General features: G+C 70.0%; 8 protein-coding genes, 2 pseudogenes and 1 riboswitch. Of the genes and pseudogenes, 8 read left to right on the top strand and 2 right to left on the bottom strand.

Annotated elements, in window-relative coordinates:
• Window positions 1–326: 326 nt before the first annotated feature.
• From AC08OJ_RS15695 to AC08OJ_RS15665, 7 genes and pseudogenes are all read left to right on the top strand, one after another.
• A pseudogene (locus tag AC08OJ_RS15695) lies at window positions 327–515 on the top strand (NUDIX domain-containing protein); the annotation flags it as partial.
• Window positions 516–1,095: 580 nt separating this feature from the next.
• A complete protein-coding gene (locus AC08OJ_RS15690) occupies window positions 1,096–2,004 on the top strand; it encodes a hypothetical protein (RefSeq protein WP_476596108.1) in 909 nt (302 codons plus the stop codon).
• 136 nt (window positions 2,005–2,140) lie between these two features.
• A riboswitch (adenosylcobalamin (AdoCbl) riboswitch) is annotated at window positions 2,141–2,296 on the top strand.
• A 4-nt stretch (window positions 2,297–2,300) separates the two neighbouring features.
• Complete coding sequence (locus AC08OJ_RS15685) at window positions 2,301–2,531, top strand: CbtB domain-containing protein (RefSeq protein ID WP_462188974.1); 231 nt, start codon at window positions 2,301–2,303, stop codon at window positions 2,529–2,531.
• Between the two features lie 44 nt (window positions 2,532–2,575).
• Window positions 2,576–3,373, top strand: coding sequence for a CbtA family protein (locus tag AC08OJ_RS15680; protein WP_476596107.1), 798 nt, complete (start codon window positions 2,576–2,578; stop codon window positions 3,371–3,373).
• Window positions 3,374–3,458: 85 nt separating this feature from the next.
• Window positions 3,459–3,987, top strand: a pseudogene (locus tag AC08OJ_RS15675) (histidine phosphatase family protein).
• 222 nt (window positions 3,988–4,209) lie between these two features.
• Entirely contained in the window at window positions 4,210–4,335 is a 126-nt protein-coding gene (locus tag AC08OJ_RS15670) for a hypothetical protein (protein WP_476593888.1), read from the top strand.
• A gap of 11 nt (window positions 4,336–4,346) precedes the next feature.
• Window positions 4,347–5,399 carry a methyltransferase domain-containing protein gene (locus AC08OJ_RS15665; RefSeq protein WP_476596106.1) on the top strand — a complete coding sequence of 351 codons (1,053 nt, stop codon included), beginning with the start codon at window positions 4,347–4,349 and terminating at the stop codon, window positions 5,397–5,399.
• 237 nt (window positions 5,400–5,636) lie between these two features.
• Here the strand turns inward: AC08OJ_RS15665 and AC08OJ_RS15660 are convergent, their stop codons facing one another.
• Together AC08OJ_RS15660 and AC08OJ_RS15655 are read right to left on the bottom strand one after the other, a co-directional pair.
• Complete coding sequence (locus AC08OJ_RS15660; RefSeq protein ID WP_476596105.1) at window positions 5,637–6,872, bottom strand: carbonic anhydrase; 1,236 nt, start codon at window positions 6,870–6,872, stop codon at window positions 5,637–5,639.
• Window positions 6,787–8,241, bottom strand: a complete 1,455-nt coding sequence (locus tag AC08OJ_RS15655) for a SulP family inorganic anion transporter (protein WP_476596104.1) — start codon at window positions 8,239–8,241, stop codon at window positions 6,787–6,789. Before AC08OJ_RS15655 ends, AC08OJ_RS15660 begins: the two co-directional genes overlap by 86 nt.
• Window positions 8,242–8,699: 458 nt before the next feature.
• On the opposite strand from AC08OJ_RS15655, the gene AC08OJ_RS15650 reads away from it, so the two are divergent.
• The coding region (locus tag AC08OJ_RS15650; protein ID WP_476596103.1) for an FAD-dependent oxidoreductase at window positions 8,700–8,948 on the top strand (249 nt) is incomplete at its 3' end.

Below are 8,948 nucleotides of genomic sequence, written 5' to 3'. Positions count from 1 at the left end.
AAATCCCTACCAGGCGAAGAAGGCCGAAGGCCGGGTCCGCCTGACCGCGCGGCAGCCAACTTGTGGGGAGCAAGGCACGGTCCAAGTACCGCAGACCGTGCTCAGGTCCCCGCAACTCACCGGCCGACGGCCGTCCGACGGATTGTGGCCACTGGGTGAGACGGTCGTCGGAGGTGTCGGCCTCGAGGAGGCGGTTCGTGGGACGGCCGCCGTGGCGAACCCGGTCCGGAATCCCCGACGTCCTCGATCCGAGGAACATGTTCGGCGACAAGGGTTACCTTGGCACCGGAACTGTCACACGGTCATGGTAAAGGTGCAGGAGGACCATGCGGCACGAACACCGGACCCCGGTCGACGTTCTTGCGCTACTGGTACGGGACGGCCGCCTGCTCCTGACGAAACGCGCGGGAGACATCTACGGAAGCGGCTGCTGGGCGCTGCCCAGCGGACGGATCGAGCCCGTCGAGGACGTCGTGACCGCGGTGATCCGGGAGCTCGACGAGGAGCTCGGCATCGGGGTCGAACCCGAGGATGTCGCTTTCGCGGGTGTCACGCATGCCCTTCCGCCGGACAGCGACGTTTCGGTTTCCTGGTGCCGCGATGGAGCGGCGAGCCCACCAATCGGGAGCCGGCCACCTGCTCCGCCCTCGCCTGGCACCCACCGGACGATCTGCCGGCCGACACGCTGGCGTACAGCAGCGAGATCATCCGTCTGCATCTGCGGGCGGAGCCGTTCTCCCGGTTCGGCTGGCCGCCGAGTCGGGGAGCGGGCGCACGATCGCGGCAGGCTTTCTCGGCTATCCGGTCCCGCGACCGGTCCACGGGTCCCCCGCCAGACCGAGCTGACTGATCCAGGTCTGGTAACAGCCGCGGTCGGCGGGCCGGGCCCAGTCGGCGCCCAACCATCCCACCATCCCACCGCCCCGCGGCCATACCGCCCCGCGGCCATACGGACCCATGGCCGCACGGACACCGCACCCGCAGAATGCGCATGGCAGCGACGTGGATGCAACATGCAACACAACCTTCACGGTTGTCGACCGATAGCGATGAAGATGATACTTTCAGTTCACACCTTGGGCGAGAGGAGAGAGGGTGACGATCATCGCCATCACGCCGCATCGAACGCCCGTACGTACCACCGTCGCGATGATCAGCATCCTCGTTCTCACCACCGTCCTGATCGGCGCCGGCCTGGCCGGATCCGCCGTGGCCGGCACCTGCCCGACGGCCGAGCCCAGTGACGTAGGGAAGACGGGGAAGATCGAGAAAACCGAAAAGATCGAGAAAATCGAGAAAAACTGTCCCAATGGAGACGATGCGCCGCCGTTCGGCTTTCTCGATCTCGTCGACGCCTCCCCCACCGGCATCCGCGTCGCCGGCTGGGCCATCGACCCGGGGGACCTCAGCCGCCCCCTGGCCGTAACGATCATTCTGGACGACGTCGCCACCGCCACCGTCATCGCCGACCGCTCCCGTCCCGACGTCGCCCGGGCCCACCCGGGCGCCGGCCCCGACCACGGCTTCGACACCACCGTGGCCGCCGCACCCGGCACCCACACCGTCTGCACCGCCGCGGTGGACATCGGCCCGCTCGGCTCCTTCCACCGGCAGAGCCTCGGCTGCATCACCGCGACCGTGGACGCGCCCGCCGTCGACCACACGCCCTTCGGCTACCTCGACCTCGCGACGCCCAACCCGTGGATCACCGCCGGCTGGAGCAGCGTCCGCGTCGCCGGCTGGGCCTACGACCCCGACGCCCCCGCCGACCCCCTCACCGTCACGGTCACTCTCGACGGTGCCACCGCCGCCACCGCCACCGCGGACACCTCCCGACCGGACGTCGCCCGCTTCTACCCCGACGCCGGCTCCGACCACGGCTTCGAGACCACCGTCATCACCAGCGCAGTCCCGCACACGGTGTGCGCCTACGCCACGAACGCCGGGCCCGACGGCCCCATCCGGCATCAGCTCGGCTGTGCCACCGTCTCCTGGCTCCCCTGACCGCTGCTGGTCCCCCTGACCGCATACACAAGCACACTGACCGCACGCACAGCACACCAGCATGCCCCACGGGGACCGCACCCGGACCCGTCCAGCCATCCTGGCAGCCCAGAAAACTTGACAGGGTTACATGGCGCTGTTTATCTCTACATGTTCGTGTGATGGAAGCCGGTGTGATTCCGGCATGGTCGCGCCACTGTGACCGGCCCGTCCGTCCTGGACGGTCTCGGAAGTCAGACCCATTACCCGAACCCGTCCTACCCGTGGAACGCGTGATTCCAGTGGAGGTTCTCCTCATGGCGCACCCCGCCGTCTCCCCCGCACCGCTCGCCCAGCCGGCACTGCCGACCCTGCCGACCATCCCGCTGCGTGAGCTGGTGCCCTTCCTGCTCTTCGGCGGGCTGCTGGCGCTGCTCGGGCTGTACTTCGTCGGCGCCGAGCAGGGCGCGCTGTCAATCTTCGGCGGGAACTACGTCCACGAGTTCGTGCACGACGCCCGCCACCTGCTCGGCTTCCCCTGCCACTGACGCCACTGACGCCTCCTCCCGCTCTGTTCCAGCAAGGAGACGCTGTGGCACGAACACTGTTGATCCGTGGCATGCTCGTCGGTCTGGTCGCCGGCGTGCTCGCCTTCATCGTCGCGAAGACCCTCGGCGAGAGCCAGATCGGTCACGCGATCACCTTCGAGTCGGCGGGCGAGAGCTCCACTCATGCGCACGAGGCGGTGGGTCTCGTCGCTCACGCGCACGAGGAGTCCGAGCCGGTGTCCCGGACCGTGCAGTCGACGCTCGGTCTGTTCACCGGTCTGCTGCTCTTCTCCGTCGCCATCGGCGGCATGTTCGCCCTGGCGTATGCGTGCGTGCAGGGCCGCCTGGGCGCCCTCGGGCCCCGGGGGACGGCCGCCCTGGTGGCCCTCGCCGGGTTCACCGCGGTCTACCTCCTGCCCGATCTGAAGTACCCGGCGAATCCCCCCGCGATCGGCAATCCCGACACGATCGGCCGGCGGACCGTCCTGTACTTCCTCATGATCCTGATCTCGGTGATCGTCGTGGTCGGGACGGGTGTGGCCGCGCGGCGGCTCACCGGTCGGCTCGGCGGCTGGAACGCGACGATCGCCGCCGTCGTCGGCGGGCTGGTGGTCCTGGGCGTCGTCTACGCCGTCCTGCCCCGCGTGCACGAGACGCCGGAGGGCTTCCCCGCCGACGTGCTGTGGCGGTTCCGGATCGCCTCGCTCGCCATCCAGGCGACCGTCTGGGCGGCCATCGGCCTGCTGTTCGGCGCGTTGACCGAACGCGCGTCCCGACGTGCCGCGGCCCCCACCAGTGCGATCGGTGCGATCGGTGCCGCCGGTGCGGCTGGCCCTGGTTAGTTGCGCGCCGACCGCGGCCCTGCGGGCCGCCCGGTTCCCTGTCGACGAACCTCTCGGCGCCGGCGCGCTTCCCGCGACGGGAGGGATGCTCTGCGACGGATCCGCGCGGGCCTGTCAGACCGCCGCCGCCCTGGGCCTCGGTGCCCGCAAGGGTGACGTCACCATCCCGCGGGCCCCGGGCCCACCCATCGTCCCCAAGGTGGATCCGGCCCTGCGCGACCTGGACGTCGGGGCGTGGCGGGGGCGCAGCCTGGACGAGATTCCCCCGGACGAACTGCGCCGGTGGCACAGCGATCCGGCGGTGGCCCCGCCGGGCGGCGAATCCCTACTGAGCTTGCTTGGCCGCGTCGAGAACTGGCTGGCCCGGCGAAGCACCGAACCGGGCCATCATCGCGGTGACCCATCCAGCGGTCATCCGGGGCGTGCTCGTGGCCGCCCTGCGCTGCCCGGTCGAGATGTTCTGGCGGATCGACGTCGCCCCGTTGACGGCGACCCTCCTGCACCGTCGGATCGGCGCGGACGGTCATGACGGCACGACCGGCACTCAGCCGAAAACGGAGGGTGCCGCGACCGGAACCGACTGGACCTTGACGCACGTCTGCCGCCCGCTCTAGCGAGATCCACCGGATCCGGCATCCGCCGGCGTCGGCGTCAGAGTGTCGTGGCCAGCACGCCCGGATGCCGACAAATTTCTTAAATATTAAGAATTGTCAAGTTAGATCAGTTTCCCGGCCCGGCCGCGAGGCTGCCGCGGCCCCTTGACGCGCGGCACCGTCCGGATGGAATCATGGCCGTGGGCCCGAACCCCCAGATGGCCCCAGGTGAGAGGCGGTCGGGTGGGTAAGCACGCGAAACCGGTAGCCTGCCCGACCTGCAACGGCAGCGAGAAGATCACCGTGACCAGCGACGGCAAGAACGAGACCGTCTCCTGCGACGTGTGCAAGGGCTCAGGGAAGGCGTGAGCGTCCGCCGGGTGAACCGCGAGGACTTCATCCCGGATGAAATCTGGGTCCGGGACGAGGACGGGTTCTTCTTGGTCCCGCTCCGGCGCCAGGATGATCCACAGCGGTGGTCGAAGCTGTGCCGCGGCGACGACGGGATCACGACGCAGGTCGACGACGGGACGGGCAGGTACGACGATAGGGGCGTCATACCGACCAGTTCCAGCAGCGCGCCGTGGGTCATGGCCCGGATGCTTGACCTCCTCGATGTGCGGGACGGGATGAACGTCCTCGAGATCGGTACCGGGACCGGCTATAACGCGGCGCTGCTCGCCGAGCGGACCCCGACCGGCCAGATCACCACCATCGAGATCGATCCGGGAATCGCGGGGCAAGCCCGCGCGGCCCTCGCCAGAATCGGCCGTCCGGTGACGGTGGTCGTCGGGGACGGCGCGGCGGGGTTTCCCGGTCGGGCTCCCTACGACCGGATCATCGCCACAGCGTCGGTGGTTACCGTTCCCTACCCCTGGATCATGCAGACCCGGCCTGGCGGGCGGATCGTGCTGCCGTTCACGAGCGAGTTCGGTGGGGCGCTGCTGTCATTGACCGTTGCGGACGGCACCGCCTCGGGCCATTTTCATGATGAGGCGGGTTTCATGCGGCTGCGCGGCCAGCGGGCCGACAAACCCGTCTGGTGGCTCGGCGAGGACGACGCCGATGTCAGAACAACCTGCCGGTATCTGGATGAGCCCTTCGGGGACGCCGCGGCCGGATTCGCGGTCGGCCTGTGGCTGCCCGGCTGCACCACCGGGCAGATCGAGGAAGGCGGCCCAGCGAAAACACTTCTGCTGTCCCACGCGGCGTCACAGTCGTGGGCGTCACTGACCGCCGGGTCGGACGGGCAGTCGGACGGGCATGAGGTCACCCAGTATGGGCCACGACGGTTGTGGGACGAACTCGAAATGGCCTACGACTGGTGGGTGAACGCAGGACGGCCGTCCTGCACCCGCTTCGGGCTCACCGTCACCCCCGACGGTCAGACATCCTGGCTGGACTACCCGGAGCGGGTCATCCCGGCCTCGTGACCCCCGCGGACGAACCGCGCGACGGCGAACCGGCGCGACGGCGAATTGCCGAGAATTGGTAACGGTCTCCGGCCTTGAGACCGCGCCCAACCCTCGGCGACTCTCTGTCATCCAACGATCGACGTCATCCAACGGTCGACGTCGCCGACCATCGGTGCATCTCCGGGGTCAGCACTTCGGATCCCTGATCCCTGATCCCGGGCCCCGGGCGATCGGCGGCCCTTCACCGCTGCGGCATTACCGCGGCAGGCTGAGCCACCGGGCCCGCCGGCCGGCGGGCGGCGGTTGCTCGTCGGCAGGACCCGCGCCGACCGCGACCATGGGTGCGGGTACCCGCACCGGTGTGTCCCACCGGCGACGCGGGCCGGTCCCAATGACCGCCGTCGGCAACGCGTCCATCGGGTCGACGAACCGGCCGGTCGACTCCTCGAGCACCCAGATGCGCGCATCGGCGATGTCGAAGTACAGGCCGACGAGTTCTAGCGTGCCGCGTGCCAGGGCACGGCGCACGGCCGGATGCGCGCGCAGGTTCTCCAACTGCTGCGCCACGTTGGCGCGGCCCAGCCTTTCCACCGGGAGCAGATCCTCCGTGCCGGCAGGGGGCGTCCGCTCAAGCGAGGCGGCGGCGTGCGACAGCCAGCCCGCCAGGGCCGAGTCGAGCGCGCCGTCGAGCGCGCCGGACAACAACGCCTGCATGGCGCCACAGCCGGAATGGCCACACATCACGAGCGAGGGCACCCGCAGGACGTCGACGGCGTAGTCCAGCGCGGCGGTCACCGACAGGTCGCCACCGCGTCGCAAGGGCGCGTCCGGGTCGGATCCGGCGGGGTCGTCCACCGGGACGACGTTCCCGACATTACGGATCGTGAACAGGTCACCGGGACCGCTACTGGTGATGATGTTGGGAACAATGCGAGAGTCGGCGCAGGTGAGGAACAGGGCGCCGGGCTGCTGTCCCCCGGCGAGCTCGTCGAAGGTGCCCCGCAGGAGCGGGGCGGCCCGCCGGTGGAACTCGTTCACCCCGAGCAACATTGTGCTGACGTGCTGGACCGTCAGGTCGGGGGAGGCCTGCGCCGGGGCCGACGCCGCCGGGGCCGGGACTGGGTCCAGGTGAATCGCCGGCGGAACGACGCCGCCGGGCTGGGAATCCGACGACCGCGACTCCGACGAATGGGAATCCGACGGTGACGACGCGAGTTCCAGCTCCTGCCACTGCGACCAGGGCGCGAACCAGCGCGGGAGGTGCGGGACGACGGTGCGGCGCCGCTGCTCCGCGACCTCGGCCGGCCGGCGGAACCAGACCTGGCCGATCTCGTCGACGCTCACCGTTCCGCCGGACGCCTCGTGGTTCGCGCACCAGCCACGCAGATGCTCATAGACGGCGTGGTCAAGGTAGTCGACGATGAGTTCGATCGAGACGGGGGCACCGACGGGGATGCGGCCCAGGATCCGCGCGAGGCGGGGCAGGGACAAGAAGCTTCAGTGTCCCCTCGACTTCTACCTGCCAGAGCTCGTCGGTGCGGACCAGCCGGACACTCGACCACAGCACCCGGCGCAGGACCAGGGCGAGCGCGGTGAGCAGACCCAGGGCGACACCCTGCAGGAGGTCGAGGGCGACAACACCGACGATTGTCACCAGGTAGACGGGCAGCTCCCCGTGCCGGCGGACGTGGCGCAGATGCGCGACGTCGACCAGCCGCGCACCGACGACGACGAGCAGGCCTGCGAGGGCGGACAGCGGGATCCACTCCACGGCACGGCCCAAGAACACGGCGAACAGCAGCACCCAGACGCCGTGCAGGACGGCAGACTTCCGGGTACGCCCGCCGGAGGCGACGTTGGTGGAGCTGCGCACGATCACCCCGGTGATCGGCAGCCCGCCGACCAGGCCCGAGGCGAGGTTCGCCGAACCCTGCCCGAGCAGCTCGCGGTCGAAGTCGACGCGCGGCCCCCGCCAGCCTCGGGTGGTGGCAAGCTGGTCCACCGCGACGGCCGAGAGCAGGGACTCGACGCTGGCGACGATGGCCACGGTGACGATGGCCAGCGCGATGCCGGACCAGTCACCGCGCGGGAGGCCCGGCAGGGCGACCGCGTCGAACAGGGACGAGGGCAGGTTGACCCTGGGCAGGTCGAAGCCCGCGACGGCGGCGAGCAGGGTGCCCGTCACGACCGCCGCGAGATAGGCGGGGATGGCTCGGACGGCGTTCGGCAGCCTCTTCGGCAAGCGGGGCCAGAGGAGGATCGTGGCGATGGTGACGAAGCCGACGAGGGTCGCGGAAACGTGCGGATCGACGATCGCCTCGGGCACTGCCGCGACGTTGTCCCAGGCGTGGCTCTCGGCCTGTCCGCCCAGCACCACGTGGAACTGGCCGAGGACGATCGTCAGCCCGATGCCGCCGAGCATCCCGTGGACGATGGCCGGCGAGACGGCCAGAGAGGCGCGGGCGACCCGGCAGAGCCCGAGCAGGATCTGCAGGATCCCGGCCCCCACGGTGATCAGGCAGGTGACGCGCCACCCGTAGGTGTGGACGAGGTCGGAGACGATGACGGTCAGCCCGGCGGCCGGCCCGCTCACCTGCAACGGCGCACCGCCGAGGGCGCCGGCGACGACGCCACCGATCACCGCGGCGAGGAGACCCGCGGCGACCGGCGCCCCCGAGGCGACGGCGATGCCCAGCGACAGGGGCAACGCCACGACGAACACGACCAGGGAGGCCTGGAGATCGGGGCGCAGGGGGCTGTGGTCACCCTGGGCCCGGCGCACGTGCTTGGCGGTGGACCCGGGCATGGGCGGCGAATGGCTGTGCCGGGACGGTGACGGCGGGGAAACCGAAGCGGTCATGGCATCCTCCTCGAGTTCGATGCGGCGGGACGGGTGTCTCGTCGGAGATCGGCCCCGAAGTATCACCGTTGGGGACGGTTTGCCGGCGCCCGTCGGACACCGCGGTCCGACCACATCCGACGTCCATCCTGGACCCGCGGAAACGGAAAGTGACTGATTATGCACAGATCTCAACGCACGAGTCCACAGCTGAGTTTCCTTCTGTGACAGAAACCCCATTTATGAGTGATACTGGACACCTTTTATGGCATCCGCTCCCGGGCTCGGACCAGCGGCGCGACGGCGGCCCTGGAGCACGACTGGACGGGCGGGCATCACCTTCGGGCGGGTATCACGTTCGGGCTCGATGCCCGGCAGCGGCACGATCGTGCGTGGCCAGCTGCCGTCGGGTGGGGTACCCATCGACGGTCCGGATGGGCGAGGTTCTCCGGATGGAACCCGAATGGAAGAGGTGCGCGGTGAGCACGGACAGCTTCGACACGGTGATCGTCGGGGCCGGTCCAAACGGGCTGACCGCAGCCCTGACGCTGGCCGAGGCCGGCTGGCGGGTGCTCGTCCGGGAGGCCGCAGGCACTCCCGGTGGTGGGCTGCGCACAGAAGAGCTGACGCTGCCCGGCTTCCGGCACGACGTGTGCGCAACCGTCCTGCCGCTCGCGCTCGCCTCCCCGGCGCTGCGCGCCTTCGGCACAGGCCCGACGTCCTCCGCA

The organism is Frankia sp. CgKIO3 (genome assembly GCF_977946435.1).
This window is presented reverse-complemented; position numbering and strand designations above follow the sequence as displayed.

Coding starts and splice junctions, on each gene's coding strand:
- AC08OJ_RS15655 (WP_476596104.1), bottom strand. CDS start 8,241: ATGACCGCTTCGGTTTCCCCGCCGTCACCGTCCCGGCACAGCCATTCG.
- AC08OJ_RS15685 (WP_462188974.1), top strand. CDS start 2,301: ATGGCGCACCCCGCCGTCTCCCCCGCACCGCTCGCCCAGCCGGCACTG.